The sequence below is a fragment of the Effusibacillus dendaii genome (assembly GCF_015097055.1).
Taxonomy (GTDB): domain Bacteria; phylum Bacillota; class Bacilli; order Tumebacillales; family Effusibacillaceae; genus Effusibacillus; species Effusibacillus dendaii.
Genome location: NZ_AP023366.1, coordinates 292272 through 312373, shown reverse-complemented (window position 1 = coordinate 312373; position 20102 = coordinate 292272). Strand labels below are relative to the sequence as shown.

19 protein-coding genes are annotated in these 20102 nt (G+C 48.1%); 2 read left to right on the top strand and 17 right to left on the bottom strand.

What is annotated here, in order from left to right; translation table 11 throughout:
- Positions 1–132 precede the first annotated feature (132 nt).
- Positions 133–918, bottom strand: coding sequence for an SDR family NAD(P)-dependent oxidoreductase (locus skT53_RS01600; RefSeq protein WP_200759474.1), 786 nt, complete (start codon positions 916–918; stop codon positions 133–135).
- Positions 915–1289, bottom strand: a complete 375-nt coding sequence (locus skT53_RS01595) for a Lin0512 family protein (protein ID WP_200759473.1) — start codon at positions 1287–1289, stop codon at positions 915–917. Before skT53_RS01595 ends, skT53_RS01600 begins: the two co-directional genes overlap by 4 nt.
- Before the next feature lie 118 nt (positions 1290–1407).
- Here skT53_RS01595 and skT53_RS01590 point away from each other — a divergent pair, with 118 nt between their 5' ends.
- Positions 1408–1929, top strand: coding sequence for a hypothetical protein (locus skT53_RS01590; protein WP_200759472.1), 522 nt, complete (start codon positions 1408–1410; stop codon positions 1927–1929).
- On the opposite strand, the gene nth is transcribed toward skT53_RS01590, so the two are convergent.
- Positions 1915–2580, bottom strand: coding sequence for an endonuclease III (gene nth, locus skT53_RS01585; protein ID WP_200759471.1), 666 nt, complete (start codon positions 2578–2580; stop codon positions 1915–1917). The two genes, skT53_RS01590 and nth, sit on opposite strands and share 15 nt — an antisense overlap.
- A 127-nt stretch (positions 2581–2707) precedes the next feature.
- Positions 2708–7270, bottom strand: coding sequence for a glutamate synthase-related protein (locus skT53_RS01580; RefSeq protein ID WP_200759470.1), 4563 nt, complete (start codon positions 7268–7270; stop codon positions 2708–2710).
- Between the two features lie 356 nt (positions 7271–7626).
- Here skT53_RS01580 and skT53_RS01575 point away from each other — a divergent pair, with 356 nt between their 5' ends.
- Positions 7627–7965, top strand: a complete 339-nt coding sequence (locus skT53_RS01575; RefSeq protein WP_200759469.1) for a hypothetical protein — start codon at positions 7627–7629, stop codon at positions 7963–7965.
- Positions 7966–8231: 266 nt separating this feature from the next.
- On the opposite strand, the gene skT53_RS01570 is transcribed toward skT53_RS01575, so the two are convergent.
- The 13 genes from skT53_RS01570 to skT53_RS01510 form a co-directional block, all read right to left on the bottom strand.
- Positions 8232–8414, bottom strand: a complete 183-nt coding sequence (locus skT53_RS01570) for a hypothetical protein (RefSeq protein WP_200759468.1) — start codon at positions 8412–8414, stop codon at positions 8232–8234.
- A gap of 74 nt (positions 8415–8488) precedes the next feature.
- Entirely contained in the window at positions 8489–9070 is a 582-nt protein-coding gene (locus skT53_RS01565; protein WP_200759467.1) for an MgtC/SapB family protein, read from the bottom strand.
- Between the two features lie 24 nt (positions 9071–9094).
- A complete protein-coding gene (locus tag skT53_RS01560) occupies positions 9095–11455 on the bottom strand; it encodes an FtsK/SpoIIIE family DNA translocase (RefSeq protein ID WP_200759466.1) in 2361 nt (786 codons plus the stop codon).
- Positions 11456–11682: 227 nt separating this feature from the next.
- Positions 11683–11910 (bottom strand): YlzJ-like family protein, encoded by a 228-nt coding sequence (locus skT53_RS01555; RefSeq protein WP_200759465.1) that lies wholly within the window; start codon positions 11908–11910, stop codon positions 11683–11685.
- Positions 11910–12680: a ClpP family protease gene (locus skT53_RS01550; RefSeq protein WP_318978582.1), complete on the bottom strand. Its 771-nt coding sequence runs from the start codon at positions 12678–12680 to the stop codon at positions 11910–11912. Before skT53_RS01550 ends, skT53_RS01555 begins: the two co-directional genes overlap by 1 nt.
- 107 nt (positions 12681–12787) lie before the next feature.
- Positions 12788–13264: a CocE/NonD family hydrolase gene (locus skT53_RS18745; protein ID WP_200759464.1), complete on the bottom strand. Its 477-nt coding sequence runs from the start codon at positions 13262–13264 to the stop codon at positions 12788–12790.
- On the bottom strand, positions 13258–13725 hold the full coding sequence (locus skT53_RS18740) for a CocE/NonD family hydrolase (RefSeq protein ID WP_200760826.1): 468 nt from the start codon (positions 13723–13725) through the stop codon (positions 13258–13260). Before skT53_RS18740 ends, skT53_RS18745 begins: the two co-directional genes overlap by 7 nt.
- A 42-nt stretch (positions 13726–13767) precedes the next feature.
- Positions 13768–14211 carry a CocE/NonD family hydrolase gene (locus skT53_RS01535; protein ID WP_200759463.1) on the bottom strand — a complete coding sequence of 148 codons (444 nt, stop codon included), beginning with the start codon at positions 14209–14211 and terminating at the stop codon, positions 13768–13770.
- Between the two features lie 237 nt (positions 14212–14448).
- Positions 14449–16116 carry a ribonuclease J gene (locus tag skT53_RS01530; protein ID WP_200759462.1) on the bottom strand — a complete coding sequence of 556 codons (1668 nt, stop codon included), beginning with the start codon at positions 16114–16116 and terminating at the stop codon, positions 14449–14451.
- A gap of 169 nt (positions 16117–16285) precedes the next feature.
- Complete coding sequence (gene dapA, locus skT53_RS01525; protein ID WP_200759461.1) at positions 16286–17167, bottom strand: 4-hydroxy-tetrahydrodipicolinate synthase; 882 nt, start codon at positions 17165–17167, stop codon at positions 16286–16288.
- Positions 17168–17202: 35 nt separating this feature from the next.
- Complete coding sequence (gene dapG / locus skT53_RS01520) at positions 17203–18414, bottom strand: aspartate kinase (RefSeq protein ID WP_200759460.1); 1212 nt, start codon at positions 18412–18414, stop codon at positions 17203–17205.
- Positions 18415–18430: 16 nt separating this feature from the next.
- A complete protein-coding gene (locus tag skT53_RS01515) occupies positions 18431–19468 on the bottom strand; it encodes an aspartate-semialdehyde dehydrogenase (RefSeq protein ID WP_200759459.1) in 1038 nt (345 codons plus the stop codon).
- Positions 19469–19508: 40 nt separating this feature from the next.
- Positions 19509–20102, bottom strand: coding sequence for a dipicolinate synthase subunit B (locus skT53_RS01510; RefSeq protein ID WP_200759458.1), 594 nt, complete (start codon positions 20100–20102; stop codon positions 19509–19511).

Below are 20102 nucleotides of genomic sequence, written 5' to 3'. Positions count from 1 at the left end.
CCCTTTAGTCGACAGGATTTTCTATATGTAATCCTCTCGACATAAGGGCAATGGATCCGATCGGGTGCCTGTCACTTTGTCGGGTGTAACTTTGGCTCGCCTACGCCAGCGGCTTGGCGAAGCCAGGTTTCTTTATGGTTTTCGCCGATATAGTTTGCCAGTCCCCCGCGCGAACAGGTTTGGCATCAATGCTTTGATTTTTATGACAGGCACCATTCCGCCTGGGATCACAACCTGCGGAATCTCCTGTTCGATCGCCCGAACAATCGACTGGGCCACTTTGTCCGGTTTTAACATAAACCGCCTGGCAATAGGCGGGATATGGTTCAGATCCGCCCTTTCAAAAAAAGGAGTGTCAATCGGACCGGGGTTTACGGTTGATACCAGAATCCCTTGCGGGCGGACTTCCTCTCGCAGCGCCTCGGACAGCCCGATCACGGCAAATTTTGTTGCGGCATAGGCACCATGAGTCGGGGCGGCCATAAATCCGGCCAATGAAGCAACATTTACGACATGGCCAAAATTTTGCCTAATCATAATCGGAACAACGGCTTGGATAAAACGAACCATGCCGAAATAATTTACATTCATCATCTCTTCGACAGTCTGCATGTCCATTTCAAGAACCGGTTTGAATACGCCGAATCCGGCATTGTTGACCAAAATATCGATTCGGGCATAGTGATTCCCTACAAGTTCGGCCGCTTGCCGAACAGAATCCGCATCGGTTACATCCGCGGGCGCAACGAAACATTCGCCGCCTTTCTTTCTAATTAGATCAGCCAGCTCATGCAGTTTGTCTGCAGATCGAGCTGTGACAGCCAGGCGTGCCCCTTTTTCGGCAAACGCCAGAGCTGTCTGCCACCCAATTCCGCTAGATGCTCCTGTTATCAATGCCACCCGGCCTTTTAGGTTCATTCGGTTCCATCCTCTTCGTAACCGACCTCAACAGCCGCGTTCACAATGTAAACCAGGTCGTTCTTATCCCCTTTATCGGCCAGTACCACACCGCTGGAACACAACAGCCCGCCGGCAACCGCTTCGATAGTTACCTGTCCGTACGGAAATACCGATTTCACCTGCTCCAGGTCAATTTTGTCAAGGTCAGCGGGAACCCCGAGCTTTACTCTTACCCGCATATTGTTCAGATCTTGCCCTGGCAATAAAGAGCGAAGACCTGGCATCGAATTGTGCTGAATCGCATTCCGCACCGCCCTCATAGACGCCACGGTAATGTCCTGTCCATGCAGGTCAATCCCCATTCCGATTTCAATAAACATCACTTTCATCGTAAGACCCCCTAAAATACGAACGTACGTTCTTGACAAACGTCTTCTGTTTTTTTACAATCAACCTACAACAAGATTTCAACAACTTTGACTTTCAAACGATAAGGAGTTGGATCCTATGTTGCTCGTCGCCGATCGACACCAAACGGCAAATCACCATCATTCCATTGCGCGCTATGTGTTGGAACGGTACTCTCAACCATTTGATACCGTTCTGTTAAACGGATTGCACGCCTCCCCGTCTATTCTGAGAATTGCCAAACAGGCGCTTCGCCATCCAGAAACGTATGCATCCCGCACAGGATTGGAATCTTTTCTTACGCGGGTTCCTGATCACTGTTTTCATCTGATTCTGTTTGACCCATCGGAATTTCTTTCAGATGATACGATTCAGCAGTCGAATCTTTTGTACCACATCATGCGTGTATTGCAGCCGGGCGGAAACTGCATGTTTGTTGCCAGCGACAGCCGCCGAAACGGCAAAATTGTTCCGAACGGATTTCGGCTTGTTCACCGATTCATGGCTGCTCAGTTTCAGTTAGCCAGACTCATCGGACAGGCGGCTGATGACTCCCTCCCGTTTCATCTGCATCCGCACCAATATCTGGCTGTATTCAGAAAACCGTTAGCGCCTGCCTGACCGTGTCTTTTCCGCGTTCTTTTGTTCTGCTTTAAAATAAGCGCAAATCTCTTGCATAGGACAAATTTCGCATTTCGGACTACGGGCAAAACAAACCCGTCTGCCATGCAAAATCAACGCATGATGAGCAAATGTCCACTTTTCCTTTGGCAATTTTCTCATCAAATCCCGTTCTGTCCCCAACACATTGTTTGCTTTTGTCAATCCCAGCCTGTGGGACAGCCGATTCACATGGGTATCAACCGCAATTGCGGGAACACCGAATGCGTTACTCATTACAACATTGGCCGTTTTCCTGCCAACCCCCGGCAAATTCACCAATGCATCATAATCGTTTGGCACTTCTCCGTTATGCTCGCTGACAAGAATTTGGCAAGTTTCCAAAATATGCTTTGCTTTCGACCTGAATAAGCCGATTTTACGAATTTCGTTCTCTAACTCCTCCTGCGACAAACTTAAAAAATCTTCCGGTTTCGGATATTTGGCAAACAAACCAGGGGTTACTTGATTTACCAACTTGTCAGTACATTGAGCGGACAGGATTACCGCAATCAATAGTTCAAATGCGTTGCGGTGGACCAGTTCGCAGCTTGCATCCGGATACAACTGTTCGAGATGACTCAATAGAATAGGAATTTCACTTTTTTTCATATTTTCAGTTTGCCCAAAACATTTCTTCGTGTCAATTTCATTTCAATCCCATTGTGATTTCAATTTTAATGCCTGACTAATTCAAGGCAGAAAAAAGACGGCGAAATCGCCGTCCTGCTTTAATCCATTATTCAGTTGCAATATCCTGATCGGTTTGTGCAGAAGCCGGTTTAACCATCATGAAATGTTGTTCCGGATGAGCCAGCAGCGCTTCCACTTGGTTTGCTTCTTCTTCTTGGCCGCTCCGTCGCAACTCTTTGACATAATTGCCGATCAGTTCTTCCAGATCACGTTTGCCTTGCGGGTCCAATTTCGACAGCGCCACTTTCGCGCCTTTCGCAATCCGTCTGCGCAGCGCATTTTCGTCCAACCCCATTTCCGGTTGTACCCGCAGGTAAATAACACCGCCCGTCATACCGGAACAGATCCAGGGACCGGGGTCTCCCAATACAACTGCCCGACCGTTTGTCATATATTCAAAAGCAAATCCTTTAATATTTGCCCGAGACCCAATCATACCGCGGGAATCTTCCACCGGTGCTTGCAGCTGACCGCCAATCACAATATCTGCTCCAGACAGCCGGATTCCAGCGCGTGAATCGGCATTGCCCTGGACGATGAACAAACCTCTTTGCGCACCGTAAGCCAGACCTTTTCCGACCGAGCCGTCTACAAATTTACCATATTTGTTTTTCCCTTTCAGAACAATCACTTTACCGCCAAGCGATGTTTTGCCGACACCATCCTGAGCACCGCCCTGGATACGGATATGAACCCCGGTTGTGTTATAGGCAGCAAAACCGTTTCCGCCAACCGAACCATTGTCAAAATTCACTTTCGCTTTGTTGAAAGAACTGATTTCACCCTGCTTCTTGCCGCGTGTCACAGAACCGGACAAGTAGCTGCCGATTACCCGATCACTCGCCAATGTAGTCCCTGCTTGACGAGTTACCGTATCAGACCCGGCGGCTACTTCCATCACCGTTTCCATGGCAAGCCGTTCAGTCAAGGAATTCACGCCAACTGACGATACGCGCAATTCTGGAACGGCGCCGCGAATTGGTGCCTGCGACTGCACCGGCGCCAATAAGTCAGACAGATCCAACCGATCCAGCTCACGTGTTTGCTCCAACAAATCGGACTGTCCTACCAGATCCTGCAAACGGGCAACTCCCAATTTTGCAGTAAGTTGACGTACATGTTCGCCTACTCCCTTAAAATATCCCATCAGGTGTTCAACCGCCAGATCGAATTCACGCGGCTTGAACATCTTTAATCCTTTTTCTTTTGCTTCTTCGATCGATTCCATCTGGGTTGCGATTCCTACCGGACAGGTGTCCTTATGACAAGCTCGACAGCTGATACAGCCGATAGCAACCATCGCCATGGTTCCAAAACCAACGCGGTTTGCACCCAGTAGTATCAGTTTCATTACGTCAAAGCCTGTTTTCACGCCACCGTCTGCCCAAATTTCAACTTTGTTGCGCAAGCCGGACTCAACCAGTTCACGATGAGCGAGTTTCACACCGATTTCGACCGGAAGACCCACGTATTTAAGAGCATGAGCACGGGCAGCACCGGTTCCTCCATCATAACCGCTCAATGTAATGATATCCGCTCCCGCTTTGGCAATCCCGACTGCAATGGTGCCGATATTTGGCACAACCGGCACTTTCACAGACACACGAGCTTTCGGATTGGCTGTTTTCAACTCGTCAATCATCTGCGCCAAATCTTCAATCGAGTAGATATCATGATTGTTGGAAGGAGAAATCAAATCGGTTCCCGGCTGTGCGTTCCGGGCGGCAGCGATTTTCGCAGTCACTTTCGAACTTGGAAGATGGCCGCCTTCGCCTGGTTTTGCTCCCTGTCCAATTTTAATTTCCAACAGGTTCGACGAATTGGTCAATTCAATATTGACGCCAAATCGTCCGGATGCAATCTGCATACCTCTGTGATTCGGATATTTTCCGATCAAATCTTTAATTTCGCCGCCTTCTCCATTCAGCGAAATCATGTTCAACCGATAAGCCGCTTCCGCATAAGCACGATATGCGGTTTCGTTCTGCGAACCAAATGACATGGACGAGATCAAGAATGGTAAGCTGTGCTCACCGATTGAGATATCCGTATCTTTCGGCTCCACTTTGGAAGTGGGATCGTTTTTTAGATCCAACACATGGCGGAGCGAAATTGGATTGTTCGTTTCCATCTCAACCATTTTGTCAGCCAAATCGGAGAAAGGCTTGTTGCCTGCAGCCACATCACCGGCCAACTTCCAGATACGCGGGAAATAATGGAACGTTTTCGCCATCTTTTTCGTTTCTTCTCCGGAAGCGATTCTGGACCGTTCTTCCGAATCAGACTGCAATTGATCCCAGCCGAATCCCGCTTGCTCTGAGCCGTAAAAGTTAACAGTTTGGAGAACCTTTTGAACTTCCGGTTTCAAACCGATCGACGAAAACAGACGATCGTAACCGCGCAACTCATGGATACCCAAGGTAGAAATCACTTTTTCTAAACCTTTGTGCAATGCCTGATACAGTTTTTTAATGCTTTCCTGCGGTTCCACCAGTCCTGCCGTTTCCCACATCATATACGGATTGACCGCATCAGCGCCAAGACCGATCGCCACGGAGATGTCATGCAAATTGCGTAGCGCTCCGGAACGCAAGACAATCGATGTGCGACGACGTAAGTTTTCAGCACCGGACGCTGTCGGATATTCCTTCAGCGCGTGATGCACTGCAGAAACAACCAGCATCGGATCGACATATCCGTTATCGTAACGGAATACATGCCGATCATCGATCACTAAAAGATGAGCTCCGGCCACAACCGCCTCGACTGCATTCCTTTCAATTCTGTGAACGGCATCCTTTACCGTTTCTTCCGCTTTCCGAACCGCATCAATTGCGATAATCGAATGCGGGCCCGCATTAAATTCACGGATCAGATCTTCAAACAGATAAGTACCTAATTCATGCGCCATAGGACGGTACTCATCGATCGAAAGCGGTGAACCATTTCGATGTCCGCCAACCAGCAGCGGTGTATGAATTTCCAATCGACGCAAAACGTGTTGATGGTGACCTTGCAGAGAAGGACGCGGCCCCAACACCACACGTGTGGAGAAATGCTCGATTTCCCGTTCACGGTCAATTGCCGGATTGGTAACCACCGCAACCGTTTCCTTAAAAAAGTCGGCAATATTTTGCCGTTCTCTCGACAACGCAGCCAGCGGCCCGTCAAACCCGAGCGAACGAACCGGTTCCAGTCCCGTATTCGCTTGCTGTTCAACCAAATCCAAATCAGCCGTATCCCAACCAAAAGCAGCAAGCAGACGGTCTCTCGTTTCAGCATCCGATGCAGGGTCTGCTGTTGGCAGGAAGAATTCACCTTCCAGCGATGGGGTTCCAAACCCGATCGTCTTCCGAAAACCCTTAAACCGATAGCGTTGTTTTGCAGAATGTAACACCTGTTGTTGCATTTCGCTATACGGAACAATCGTTGCGGAATGGGCGTTGCGGTCAATCTGTACCGCCACTTTCTCACCGGGTGCGATTGCTTTCGGGTCGTTTACCATTTCCGTTACAGGTACGACACCCTGTTCGGACGAGAAATAATAGGATGTGTCCGTCTCAACCAACCACACTGGACGCAGCCCCAGCGCATCAACCGAATAGAGGCACTGGTCCCCGTAACGGGAAACAATCCCAGCCGGTCCTTGTGCGAACGGTCCCCAACCGGAGCGGAAGAACATATACATATCCTGCAATTCATTTGAGAATTGTTTGATTTCATTAATAATAGGCGGGAAAATCATTTCCATCGCTTCAAAGAAGCTGATCCCATAGAGATGGATCATGCCCTCGATGGTACGGTTCATGTCCTGCGAGTCACTGCCGCCATGAACCAATTGAATGCCAAGCATCTGCGCTTCTTCGCGCAGCTTCTGAATCGTATTGATTTCCCCGTTATGCCCAAGCACCGAGAACGGTTGAACCCGTTCAAAAACAGTAGTGGTGTTTGTGGAATAACGGTTGTGACCCAGACTAATCACCGATCGGCAATCTTTACTCTGCAGATCGGGATAATAAAGGGGAAGAATATTGGCTGAACCCCGTACTTTGTAAATGGCAATGTGCGAACTTAAAGACACCACGTGGAACGGCATCTCCGCTTCGATTTGACATTGCAACTGGAACAGTTGTTTTTCCAATTCCTGTCCCTGCAATTTGTCATGATGGAGCGCGAGCTGCACAAACAGCGGTTCATCATGCCGCCCTTGCGGTCCAAGCACATCCGAGTTTACGTTAGCCTCCGTTGATACCAAAACCGAAAAACCGGCCTGTTGGAAAAATTCTCGCAATTTAGGCAACCAGTTTTCTTTTTGCGCTTTCTCTTCTTTCAATAGAAAAAAATGACCGACAGCAAAACCTGGCTGCTCCGATAGCGTAGCAGGCAGGTTGTTTCGCATCAGGTTTTTGGCCCATAGTTTACGGGGAATGTCGATCTGGATTCCGCATCCATCCCCTTCACCGTCAACAAAACCGGCCCGATGCGACATTTTGATCAGTGCATCAAACGTTTTTTGTATGTTGTCATGAGTCGGAGTCCCGTTCTTTTCAATCACCGAGACGATACCACATGCGTCATGTTCCTCTTTTACTTTGCGATTCTTCCACATCTGCAGCACCCCCAGTTGAATAAACAAAAAAGAACCCAGCCAATTGAGCAGGGAACCTGTCCGTCAGGTCTTTTAAACCTCCGGTGTAGCCATTGGCCTGCCCCGCTTGGTCCTGTCCATAAGGCCGGATCCCTAGGGGCACTTCCACTTAAGTAAGACTATACAACATAACGTATTATAACACAATATAAAGATTGATTAGGGAAGTAAATGGTAACAACCGGAATTTCTTAGAAAGGGAATTCAGGAGGTATATTTCTATTCAAGGAGCATATCATGGAATATGAGTCATTTTGACTCTTTGTTCAGTTGCACTCGGAAACTGACAGACACATAATACAGAAGAGGTGTTTGAAATGATGTCAGGTTCCGAAAATGAAAAAAATGTGGCGAAAGCATTACTTCAATTAAATACTTACCTGGAAGCTTTAGAGTTGCCATATAACGTCAAAGACGTCTACCGTTTGGCGTATAAGAAACGACTTGGAAAATATTACAACGACCAATGGATCGATCTGTTGTTGGATGATCCGAACCGTCAGGATATTTTGACTGAGCCGTATACGGTCTATTCCATTGCCGAGACATTGACCGAAAACGGCTACAAACCAATGATTTACGCACTGTTACGGATTGCCCATCAATTGGAAATCGGTTACTCCCACGCCTATGTGATTGGCATCGCACACGAATGAAAAAACCTGTTTGCATCCGACTGATTCGGAAGCAAACAGGTTTTTTGTTTAGTCGATAGGAATTTATAAATTTTGTCCTATCGACATAAGGGCAACTAAGGTTCGCCAGCCTTTGGCTTGGCGAAGCCAAGTTTTCTTTATCGTTTTTGCCTGCGTCGTCTGTATGTAGCCAAGTAGAGTACCAGAGTGACCGCCAGAACAATAGTACCGTACCAAATCCAATTTCCCCATGCCACCCAAGCCGGATGCATAAACACCCTCCTTATCTACGAAAAATGCCTGGACAATTCGGCAATAAAAGATTTCAGAGAATTCTCTGTTCCTTCACCGAAATCTGCGTCCAACGATTCATACTCTTTTAAGTCATTTTTAAGAACATCGAGAACGTGCTTAATAGTCGATTCCGGCACATCATAAAGATGGATGACGCGTGAACTTTCCGACCTCACAGGGTCACCCCTTCTCTTTTTCGATAGTTTTACCTGTCAAAGCTGTTGCCATACATATTGGATTTGGTTGTCTGTCACCGCTGACCGGTCGTTCTTCGTAAAATTCTCTGAGCGGGTCGCCCCAAACTTCGGGTACGCCGGGAAATGCGTGGGAGAGCATAATCGCTCTGCTGTTGCCCGATTCTGCTTCTTATCCGCCAGGTGAATGCTTTCGGAAAAAGCTGTGGAAAATCGAGCACAATATAGGCAAAGAGCGAGGCTATCAAGGCGGGTAAATACATTCCTGCTGACAACATCAAACCAATCGCGCTGGCTGTCCACATCCCGGCCGCCGTTGTCAAGCCTTTGATCTGTGATCCGTTTTTGAGGATCGACCCGGCTCCCAGGAATCCCACTCCCGCCACCACTTGCGCCGCGACCCGTCCAGTGTCGTGCATCATGCTTCCGATAGCGGGGAATCCGTATATGGAGGCGAGCCCAAACAGGCAAGACCCGAAACAGGTTAACGTATAAGTACGAAAACCGGCCCCCCGTTGTTCATTCACCTCCCGAAAATAACGTTCTCGTTCAAATCCCATGATGCCGCCCGCCAAAAACGCCAAAAACAACCGTAGCAAAACTTCTGACAGTGTATCGGGAAACAGTTGGGCAAACATAGAACCACCTCCACTCACGGTGAATTACAATCCATTTTGCATTTGCGACCATTGTTCTTTACTCAACAACACTTCACGCGGTTTCGAGCCTTCAAATCGGCCTACAATTCCACGCTCTTCCATTTGATCAACCAATCGCGCCGCCCGCGAATACCCGACTTTCAAACGTCTTTGGAGCATCGAAACAGAAGCTTGCTCGGACTCAACAACCAGCTTTACTGCTTCCCAAAACAATGAATCCAATTCTCCTTCCTCCGGCGTGGACTCCTCTTTCATCTCGCTCAAATCAAGATGGTAAGCTGCTCCTTGCTGTTCTTTCACATAGGAAACCAACCGTTCCACTTCCGCTTCAGATACAAATGCCCCCTGCACACGGACCGGTTTTGATTCCCCGACCGGCAGATAAAGCATATCCCCCCGGCCTAATAATTTCTCTGCCCCGCCCATATCCAAAATGGTTCGCGAATCCATCTGCGAGGAAACCGCAAATGCAATGCGGGACGGTATGTTTGCTTTAATAACACCTGTAATGACATCAACAGAAGGCCGCTGTGTAGCCAAAATCAAATGAATTCCCGCAGCGCGGGCCATTTGCGCCAATCGGATGATCGCCTCTTCCACATCGGTTGGGGCAACCATCATCAAATCGGCCAACTCGTCAATGATGACAACTATATACGGCAGTGGGCTTTTGTTCGCCTGTTGCATGATAGAGTTGTAGCTTTCCATGTTGCGTGTGCCTTCTGCGGCGAACAATTCGTATCGATGCTCCATTTCCTGCACGACTTTTTTCAGTGCGTAGGCAGCCCGTCGCGGATCTGTAACCACAGGAGCCAACAGATGAGGAATTCCGTTATAAACGTTCAATTCTACCATTTTCGGATCAATCATTATAAATTTAACTTCACTTGGTTTTGCTTTATACAAAATCGACGCGATAATACCGTTGATACAAACCGACTTCCCGGCACCTGTCGCTCCCGCTACCAACAGATGCGGCATTTTCGCCAAACTTCCGACAATCGGTTCTCCGCTGATATCCCTTCCCAACACGGTAGACAGCTTCGATGGTGAAGTGAGGAATTCATTCGATTCAATCACTTCCCTCAGCGTGACAATCGCCACTTCGCGGTTTGGAACTTCAATACCAACCGCTGATTTGCCAGGAATGGGAGCTTCAATCCGGATATCCTTGGCTGCCAATGCCAATGCCAAATCATCAGCCAGATTTACGATTCGTGATACTTTAACTCCGATTGCAGGCTGTACTTCATAGCGGGTTACGGTCGGTCCCCGATGCGCCTCGGTAACTTTCACCTGTACACCAAAACTGGCCAACGTTTCCTGCAATTTTAACGCGTTTGATTCCAAATCTTTATGGTCTCCACCCGTTCGCGGACCATAAGGAGCCTCCAAAAGATCCAGCGGCGGCAATTCGTACGTATTGTCTGCGGTCTGCATCTGGAGAACCAATGGATCTGTTTCTTCGTAATTCGGAACTTCGCTTTTAACGGCTTTGCCGGTTTGACGTTCTTTATATTTTATAGTGATCTGCCCATTTTGTTTACCGCCCGGCAGAACCTGCAGGTGTTTGGACGGCGATTCCACTTGATCGGCAAAATCCCTGATCTTTAAAGGTTGTTCATCATCAAAAACAGGCTCCGCTACAGCGGCGGCCGTTTGCGTTCGCGTTTCAGCCGGTCGTTTGACGTTCTTATTCTTAGCGGTTTCCTTCGGGGGTGATGATTTTAATACGTGCCACGCTTCCTTTACTTCTTTTGCCCATTTCCGCAGCCATCCCGCCGCAAGCTGGCGGCCTTTGCGCAAGCCAGCGGTAAGGGATTTGCCGGAAATCAAAATCAAGGAGATAACCCCCATGATCATCATGACAAAAAGCGTACCCGCTGTATCAAACAGCGTATGCAGTAAACTAAATCCCAGGAACCCTATAATTCCACCGCCGAATTCGATATTTCCAATTGGCCGGTCCGAAGATGCAACGGTATGGGAATCGTATAATGTCTTGATTCTTTCATTCGTGACCAACCAGAGATCCGATTTATGGCCGGGGCTTAAAATTTCCAAATATAAATTGTAATGGTGGAGGACGGCCATTGTTAAAATGGCAAGAAGAATTCCTAAGTGCCGGGAGGTCAAACGAGGGGTTTGTTGTTTGACCATAAAATAAACAGCCAAATATATCAGATAACCGCTAATCATCCAGTAGGAAATACCTGCTGTATACATCGACACACGCATCAAAATTCGGCCTGCTGGCCCCATTCCGGCAAACGAAAGGATAGCGACCGCCAATAAGAGCAAGCCTAGGATCTCGTATTTGATAAACTGTTTTGTTTTTCCCGTGCTTTTTTTTCTTTTGGCCATTCCATTCTCACCCAATTTAAAATAAACTTGGCTCATCCAAACATCTGGCGTAGGCGAGCCCCAAATTACACCCAACTAAGTGACAAGCACTTCACTCACGAGTACGAATGCACATTCAACTCGACCAAAGAAAGAGCACCCGACGGGTGCCAGCGTAATTGTTATAGTTATTGTTTCTTCAGTGACCTGCATATTCCTGCCGCTGCAACCGGATTTTCCAGAATCGGCTAGGTAAGCGATGCAATCGGAACCAAGGACCCGGGTGATAAACGGGGGTCCATGTAGTCATAAGGGTTGGCAGACAGCAGGCGGACGATTTTACCCCAGCCGTTGCCACAAGGTTCCACGATCATTTTGACTCTTTGATAATCGGTCTCAAGCCAATTGTAGGAGGTGGAATCAAATCCTTCAAAAACGGTTTCAAGCGGGATAGCTGCCCAATAGAGCATTGTCATTATTGGACACCCCCCGATTTTTGAAGTTTTTTCTGTTCGATCAGTTGATTCAGGTGCCGTAACGCTTCGCCAAGACCTCCCATTTCATCGATGAGACCATATTCTACAGCGTCCCTGCCAACCACGGTGGTTCCGATATCACGCGCCAATTCGCCCGTTTTGAGCATCAATTCACGGAATTTGGGTTCCGTGACACGGGAATGCTTCGTCACGAAACGAATCACTCGTTCCTGCATCTTCTCCAGGTATTCAAAAGACTGGGGAACCCCGATCACAAGGCCGGTCAATCGAATGGGATGGATTGTCATGGTCGCCGTTTCACTGATAAAAGAATAATTGGATGCCACGGCAATCGGCACGCCGATCGAATGGCCACCGCCTAACACCAGTGTAACGGTCGGCTTTGACAGGGAAGCGATCATCTCCGCAATTGCCAAACCTGCTTCCACGTCACCTCCTACCGTATTCAAAATAATCAGTACGCCTTCAATTTTATCGTTTTGTTCAGCAGCCACAAGCTGCGGAATAATATGCTCATATTTGGTCGTTTTGTTTTGCGGCGGAAGCACAATATGTCCTTCAATCTGACCGATCACGCTGATGCAGTAAATGTTTGATTCATCACTGCCGGCAACTCGCGTTTGTCCAAGGCTTTCAATATTTTCCAGCAGTGGATTGCCCTTGTCAACGACCGGCTGCGTTTGCGGGGCAGCAGGCATCTGCGGTGGATTCGGTTCATTCATCTGCGGTGCAAAATTGAAGTTATTCATATATGGCCTTTCACTCCTCATTATCCGATTCGCCTCTAGTATGGTTCATGCAACGCAAAACAATGCAAAAAACTGCCAGCCTTAGTCGGCAGTTTCTTATTTCATGACTACTCCTTATTCGGCTTATCCTCGTCCGGCCGGTCGTCGCCCGGTATGATCGGCAAGATGATATGCGAAGGATGTTCCGCATCATGATGAATCGTATTTTTGGCTACCACTGTTTCCGCATCCTCACCCCACTTGTGTCCAGTATTGGGGGTGTTGTCAAATCGCAGATAGTTGCTGCTCGCAACGTCGGCCCGAATTCGATGACCTGCTTTGAAGATATTGCTGGCAGGGCCAAGATCGATCGTAAATTCATAGATTTCGCCGGGAGTTAAAAGAGTCTCTTTTTCCCGGGATTCGTGGTATCTGGCACGAAGAATGTTGTCTTGGATAATAATCGACCGCCCATCAGGGTAAACATCCGTCAATTTAACCGCAAAATCGGTATCTTGCGCAGAAGAAGACGCCCAAAGCTCTGCTTCCATCGGCCCGGTCACTTCTGTATCCTTTTTCAGCGAATCGGTTGTATACGTCAGCACGCCCTTCTCAATCGATTGCTGGTCAACGGCCCCCGTTTGTCAACCGGAGTTGTTCGCGTCAAATTACCGCCGATAGTTGAGGTGGGATGCTTCGGGTCATGCAGGTAAGCATCAGGTTGTTCCTCTTTTTTTTGCTTTTGTGTGTTCAGAGTTCCATCGTTTAAAGACGGGACGGTACCGGATTTGCCGTCATGCAGGTAATATTCTGTGTAGCGGGTACGTGCCAGGGGCCATTCGTTTTCCCAGCGCCAATGTCCCTGGTTTGCCCCTCCCATTACATGCAACTTAACAGGTGGTTCATCCATAACGCCGTTATTGATGCCCTTCAACCAGTAGTCAAACCATCGAAGCTGTTCGTATCTCCAATTTTCCGCACCATTTGCTCCCGAGAAGTATCGCTTAGATCCGCTTTCGGGAAAGTAAACGGACCTACCTTGCTGGTCGGATACCCGTGGGTCCAGGGTCCAATCATAAGTTTCTGGCTTTTTCGGATATTGACGTTTTTATCTAACGCTTCGAGTTTCCGCTCTTTTGGCCCCTCTTTGGAATCTCAATATAATTATTACTCCTGCCATCAGCCCGCCACTTCGTTTAGAGGCGTTACCTGTTGTATCCTGAACCACCACTGCATATCCTCTTTGCGCGAAAAAAGGGCTTTCCGCTTTTCCATAACTTTCTTTGCCGTAGGGTGTTCTCATGACCAAAGTCGGGAAACCTTTTTCTTTTTCCGCTTCTGTCTTATCTTTTGGCAAATAGACATCCGTTTCCAGTTTAATTCCATCCCTCATATCTGCCATTACGTTCGAGAGCACTTCGTATTGGTAAAGATCAGGGGCCACTGATGACCCGGTTGCTGCCGACGTCTGAGCAGGCAACAAAATCAAAGCCGTGATCGTTGACAGGACCCATGCAAAGGATAAGACTACAGACCAGATTCTTTTCCGCATAATTTATCCCTCCCTTTTTTCTACCCGCTGAAACATGCGACTAATGCGCTGCTGCCACCTCAAATTGATGAAATATTTTGAATAATATGTATTATTTAATCCAATTTAAAATGTGACAAAAAAGCCTGACATATCGTCAGGCTCAGGCTTCCGTGTGTACTCTTAGACTTCTATAAAGGATCTAGACTTCTATAAAGGATCTAGACTTCTATAAAGGATCTAGACTTCTATAATGATTTAGACTTCCATAATGATCGGCAAGATCATCGGACGACGGCGGGTTTGTTCGTACAAATACCGTCCCAATGCATCCCGTACACCGTTTTTGATCGAGGACCACTCGTTCACGTTTTCGGAAACCAGTTTTCCGAGCGTTTGCGTTACGATTTTATTCGCTTCTTCCAGCAGTTCTTCCGATTCCCGCACATAAACGAACCCGCGTGAAATAATGTCTGGCCCGGACAAAATCGCGCCGTCCTGTTTGGAAAGCGTTACCACCACTACAAGAATCCCATCCTGCGAGAGCAGCTTCCGATCACGCAGTACGATATTTCCGACATCCCCTACACCCAGACCGTCAATCAGTACATTGCCAGCCGTGTATTTTGGACCGAGTCGGCCTTTTCCTCCTTGAAATTCGATTGAATCCCCGATGTCGACAATAAAAATGTTGTCCGGATCGACTCCCGTCGAAACTGCCAGCTCGGAATGCCGTTTTAACATGCGGTATTCCCCGTGAACCGGTATAAAGTATTTCGGACGAACCAAATTGAGCATCAGTTTCAGTTCTTCTTGACTGCCGTGCCCCGAAACATGAACACCGGAAACCGCTTGGTAAATAACATCCGCACCAATTCGGAACAACTGGTCAATGGTACGAGAGATAAACTTTTCATTGCCGGGTATCGGAGATGATGCAATAATCACCGTGTCTCCCGGCATGACTTCCACTTTCCGATGTGTCGCCCTGGCCATCCGCGTAAGCGCGGACATTGGCTCCCCTTGACTTCCGGTTGAAAGGACAACCACCTGCTCTGCAGGCAACTTATTTACTTCGTCAGGATCGATCAGAGTCCCCGGATTCATGCGAATATATCCGAGTTCGTGGGCAATCGTGATATTATTCACCATACTGCGGCCTACCACAGCCAGCTTTTTCCCAAACTTTTCCGTAGCATCAATGATTTGCTGAATCCGGTGCAAATTGGACGCAAACGTGGCAATAATAATTCGTCTTTCCGCTGACGCAAAACAGTCGTTGATCGTTTGACCGACTACCCGTTCCGACATGGTATAACCGGGACGTTCCGCATTGGTGCTGTCAGACAACAGCGCGAGAACCCCTTTTTCACCTAGTTCCGCCAATTTGAAAAAGTCGGCCGGTCTTCCATCAACCGGGGTGTAGTCAAATTTAAAATCGCCCGTATGGACAATCACACCTTCCGGCGTATCGATCGCGAATCCGACCGTATCCGGAATACTGTGATTATTGTTGAATACACTGACCGTAAACTCACCCAATTTGATGACGCTCTTATTGGTGATCACATTCAGCTTTACCAGATCAAGCAATCCATGTTCGCGCAATTTGCCTTCGATCAGACCCAGTGTCAATCTTGTCCCATAAACCGGTACATTTAAAAGTTTTAAGAAATAAGGAAGCCCCCCGATATGGTCTTCATGTCCGTGTGTGATCAGAACCCCCCGCACTTTTGTGCGATTTTCAATTAAAAACGTTATATCGGGGATTACAATATCGATGCCAAGCATCTCTTCTTCCGGAAATTTCAGACCGGCATCGACGACGATAATGTCGTTCCCATATACGTAAGCGGTCATATTTTTGCCGATCTCACCGACTCCGCCCAAGGGAATGATCGACAATTTGTTGTTTGACTTGCTCAAAAACTGCACCTCCATGTTCGATTCTGCGTCCAATTCCTCAATGATCGCCCCAGTTCGTGTTCACGATAACCCGCACCAGTCACTTGCAAACATTATACATGAACCCCGACATTCGAAACAAGGTTCCTTCCGCATTAGTATATACAAAAAAAAGCCCTTTCGGGCCTTTTTACAAATTCGGATAAAAAGGTTTCAGGATCGAACGCAAATACCTTATAAACTTCTCATCTGATTCGACTAACGGCAAGCGCACACCGCCAACCGGAACATCGATCAGGTTTAATGCCGCTTTGACCGGGGACGGGCTTGGTTGCAAGAACAATCCTTCAAAAATCGGCATCAGTTTGTTATGCAGCCCGACTGCCCGTTCGGTTTGCCCGGCTAAAAAAGCGTCGATCAGTTCTTTGATCTGAAGTCCCACTACGTGCGATGCGACAGACACGATACCGTACCCGCCAAGAGCCAGAAATGGCAGCAGCAATTTGTCGTCGCCAGAATAAACGGTGAATTTTTCCGGTTTATTGGCCATCAGCTTAAGCACCTGGTTGAAATCGACCGGCGATTCCTTGGTCGCCACTACGTTCGGTATTTCGGCCAAACGCAGCATGGTCTCCAAATCAACATGGACACCTGTTCTGCCCGGAATGTTGTAAATGATGTTGGGAAGCGGTGTTGCTTCGGCTATCGCTCGAAAATGCCGATAAAGCCCTTCCTGCGAAGGCCGATTGTAATAAGGAGACACCAACAGCAATCCATCTACGCCGCACTGTTCGGCCTCTTTTGAAAACTCAACAGACGCTGCGGTATCGTTGGTGCTGGTTCCGGCAATCACCTTCGCCCGCCCATTTGCAAATTCAACCACTTTTTTGAACAGATCCAGTTTTTCCTGGTGCGACAGTGTCGGTGATTCACCGGTCGTTCCAGTCACAACAATCGATTCGGTCCCCGTTTTTAACAGATGGTCAACCACCTTTTGCAAACGGTTGTAGTCGATTTTCAGGTTTTCATCAAAAGGGGTTACCATGGCTGTTACAATTCTTCCAAAATCCAAGTCTACACACCACCTATTTGTTCTGCAAGACTGCTTTACAAGTGCAAATCAAATTTCGTATGGAGAGCGCGAACCGATTTTACCAAATCATCTGCGCGAACCAGACACCAAATGGTTGTATGGGAATCAGCCGATTGCAGCACTTCCACCGACTCCTCCGCAAGCGCCTCCATAATGGCCGCCATCACTCCCGGAACTCCCGCAATGCCAGCTCCCACTGCTGATACTTTTGCGCAATCAGGCAGCAGCTTATATTCAACCCCAAGCTCCTGAAGGGTTGACTCAACCTTCATCCGGTCTGCATCCGCAACGGTAAACGTAACATCTTCCGGTCGAACCGAGATAAAATCCACGGAAACTTGCTGTTCCTTCAGAGTTTCAAAGATCTTCAACTGTTGCTTTTCCTTTTGTGGGCATGTGATATGAACTTGCGCGACAGGAGCCGTATAGGTAATTCCGGTAATGATACGATCCTGCACAGCAAGGGGTTCCAACCGGTCCAAATCGGTCTGACTGACAATCAGTGTTCCTTCGTCTTTCGATAAAGTGGAACGCACTCGAACGGGTATATTTTTTTGCATGGCGATTTCGACCGCACGAGGGTGAATGACTTTTGCTCCTTGATAGGCCAAATTGCAGATTTCCCCATAGGTAACCGTTCGCAGTTTCTTTGCATTGTCTACGATACGGGGGTCGGCCGTCATGATACCATCCACATCGGTAAAAATATCGACCCGCTCCGCGTTCAAGGCAACCCCCAAGGCGGTTGCCGTCGTATCGCTGCCGCCTCGGCCAAGTGTGGTGATATCACCGTTTTCTGTCATTCCCTGGAACCCTGTCACAATTACGATCTTGCCGGAATCCAGCTCATCCAGAATTCGACCAGGGTCGATCGAAATAATTTTTGCGTCCGAGAACACATTATTGGTTTTGATTCCCGCTTGGGCTCCCGTCATGACACAGTTCTCATACCCCTTTTCCGCTAACGCGGAAGATAACACGACAGCAGAAATCAATTCCCCGCATGACATCAGCAGGTCCCGTTCCCGCTTCGCTATCCCTGTCGAATCAATAAGACTCAACAACGTATCGGTGGCGTACGGTTCCCCTTTGCGCCCCATTGCGGAAACTACAACCACTACATGAAAACCGGCCGCAACGGCGTCTGCTATATGTCCAATCGCCAGTTCACGGTTCTCTTTTGTTGCAACCGAAGTCCCCCCGAACTTTTGTACCAGTTTGCGCATCCCCCGGAACTCCTTTTTACTTTGATCTCACCATGTGTTCTGCAATTTGCACCGCATTGAGTGCAGCGCCTTTTAACACGTTGTCAGATACAATCCACATGTTTAATCCGCGAGGATGGAACAAATCGCGGCGAATCCGTCCCACATAGGTGTCAAAGTGACCAGCCGAGTCAATCGCCATCGGATACGCCTGTTCCGGCAGATCATCCACCACCGTTACACCAGGCGCTGATTCCAGAAGCGAGCGCACCTCAGCCAGGTCAAACGGTTTTTTGGTCTCGATGAATACCGACTCGGAATGACCGAAGAAAACCGGCACCCGTACGCAAGTTGGAGTAACCTGAATTTCATCGGTGCCGAAAATTTTACGGGTCTCGTTTACCATTTTCATTTCTTCCTTGGTAAATCCGTTCTCTTCAAATACATCAATTTGCGGGATCGCATTGAATGCAATTTGATGATGTTTAGGCAACGATTTGACCGGAAGAACTTTTGGTTCCGCCGGCTTACCATCCAGAACCGCACGGGTTTGTTCCCGCAGTTCGTCAATTGCCGCCTGACCGGACCCCGAAACGGCTTGGTATGTGGAAACGATAATCCGCTCAATTCCGTACGCATCGTGAATCGGTTTTAACGCTACCACCATTTGAATGGTAGAACAATTCGGATTGGCAATAATCCCTCGATGTTGTGAGATCATGTGCGCATTGACTTCCGGTACGACAAGCGGGACCTCCGGAAGCATCCGAAATGCACTGGTGTTGTCAATTACAACGGCCCCTCGCTCCACAGCGGCAGGCGCCAATTTTTCCGAAATCGAACCTCCTGCTGAAAACAGAGCAAAATCTATACCTTCAAACGCTTCCGGAGTCGCTTCCTGAACGGTATAAGCTTTTCCCTTAAAGGTGATCTGCTGGCCAGCGGAACGGGCTGACGCCAAAGGGCGCAACTCGCCTACCGGAAAATCCCTCCGTTCGAGAGTCTCCAGCATTTTCTGGCCAACGGCTCCCGTTACTCCAACAACTGCCACATTATAAAGCTTTTTGTTTTCCATTCGTAGCAACTCCTTACAACTGTCATTCTATCTGACGGACTTATTTTGTGTATCGCTCAATTAAAACAGGCTGCAATTGTTTCTTATCCAATGCCGCTTTTAAAGTATCATATACAAGATCCATCTTCGCCACAAGGGAATTCATTTTGTTAAACGGATCGTCCTGACCAAATGGTACCATAAAAATATTCTTTGCGGACATCAATTTTGCAATGTTCGACATGTTGAGACCCAAACCGTCATTGGTGGAAATCGCAAGAACAACCGGCCGGTCGTTCCGCATCGTCGATTTTGCCGCCATGAGAACGGGAGAATCGGTCATTGCATTTGCCAAACGGGAAATGGTACTGCCGGTGCAGGGAGCAATCAACAGCGCATCCAATTTTTTGCTCGGACCCAGCGGTTCTGCTTCCACAATCGTTTTAATCGCCCTTTGCCCTGTTACCTGCTCAATTTCAGTCATCCATGCATCCGCTTCGGCAAATCGGGTATTCGTGGTTTGAACGGTATGGGAAAGGATCGGAACCACTACAGCCCCCATATCCACCAGATTTCTCATAACCGGGCGAACTTCGTCATAGGTGCAATGCGAGCCGGTAATGGCAAATCCAATTGTTTTTCCTTTAAGATCCAT

Excerpts from the sequence above, each read along its gene's own strand:
- skT53_RS01515 (WP_200759459.1), bottom strand. The coding sequence starts at position 19,468 with ATGGAAAACAAAAAGCTTTATAATGTGGCAGTTGTTGGAGTAACGGGA.
- skT53_RS01575 (WP_200759469.1), top strand. The coding sequence starts at position 7,627 with ATGATGTCAGGTTCCGAAAATGAAAAAAATGTGGCGAAAGCATTACTT.
- skT53_RS01560 (WP_200759466.1), bottom strand. The coding sequence starts at position 11,455 with ATGGCCAAAAGAAAAAAAAGCACGGGAAAAACAAAACAGTTTATCAAA.
- dapG (WP_200759460.1), bottom strand. The coding sequence starts at position 18,414 with ATGCGCAAACTGGTACAAAAGTTCGGGGGGACTTCGGTTGCAACAAAA.
- nth (WP_200759471.1), bottom strand. The coding sequence starts at position 2,580 with ATGAAAAAAAGTGAAATTCCTATTCTATTGAGTCATCTCGAACAGTTG.
- skT53_RS01590 (WP_200759472.1), top strand. The coding sequence starts at position 1,408 with ATGTTGCTCGTCGCCGATCGACACCAAACGGCAAATCACCATCATTCC.
- skT53_RS01600 (WP_200759474.1), bottom strand. The coding sequence starts at position 918 with ATGAACCTAAAAGGCCGGGTGGCATTGATAACAGGAGCATCTAGCGGA.
- skT53_RS01550 (WP_318978582.1), bottom strand. The coding sequence starts at position 12,680 with ATGAATAACTTCAATTTTGCACCGCAGATGAATGAACCGAATCCACCG.
- skT53_RS01580 (WP_200759470.1), bottom strand. The coding sequence starts at position 7,270 with ATGTGGAAGAATCGCAAAGTAAAAGAGGAACATGACGCATGTGGTATC.
- skT53_RS01595 (WP_200759473.1), bottom strand. The coding sequence starts at position 1,289 with ATGAAAGTGATGTTTATTGAAATCGGAATGGGGATTGACCTGCATGGA.
- skT53_RS01510 (WP_200759458.1), bottom strand. The coding sequence starts at position 20,102 with ATGGATCTTAAAGGAAAAACAATTGGATTTGCCATTACCGGCTCGCAT.
- skT53_RS01565 (WP_200759467.1), bottom strand. The coding sequence starts at position 9,070 with ATGTTTGCCCAACTGTTTCCCGATACACTGTCAGAAGTTTTGCTACGG.
- skT53_RS01555 (WP_200759465.1), bottom strand. The coding sequence starts at position 11,910 with ATGACAATGCTCTATTGGGCAGCTATCCCGCTTGAAACCGTTTTTGAA.
- skT53_RS01535 (WP_200759463.1), bottom strand. The coding sequence starts at position 14,211 with ATGCGGAAAAGAATCTGGTCTGTAGTCTTATCCTTTGCATGGGTCCTG.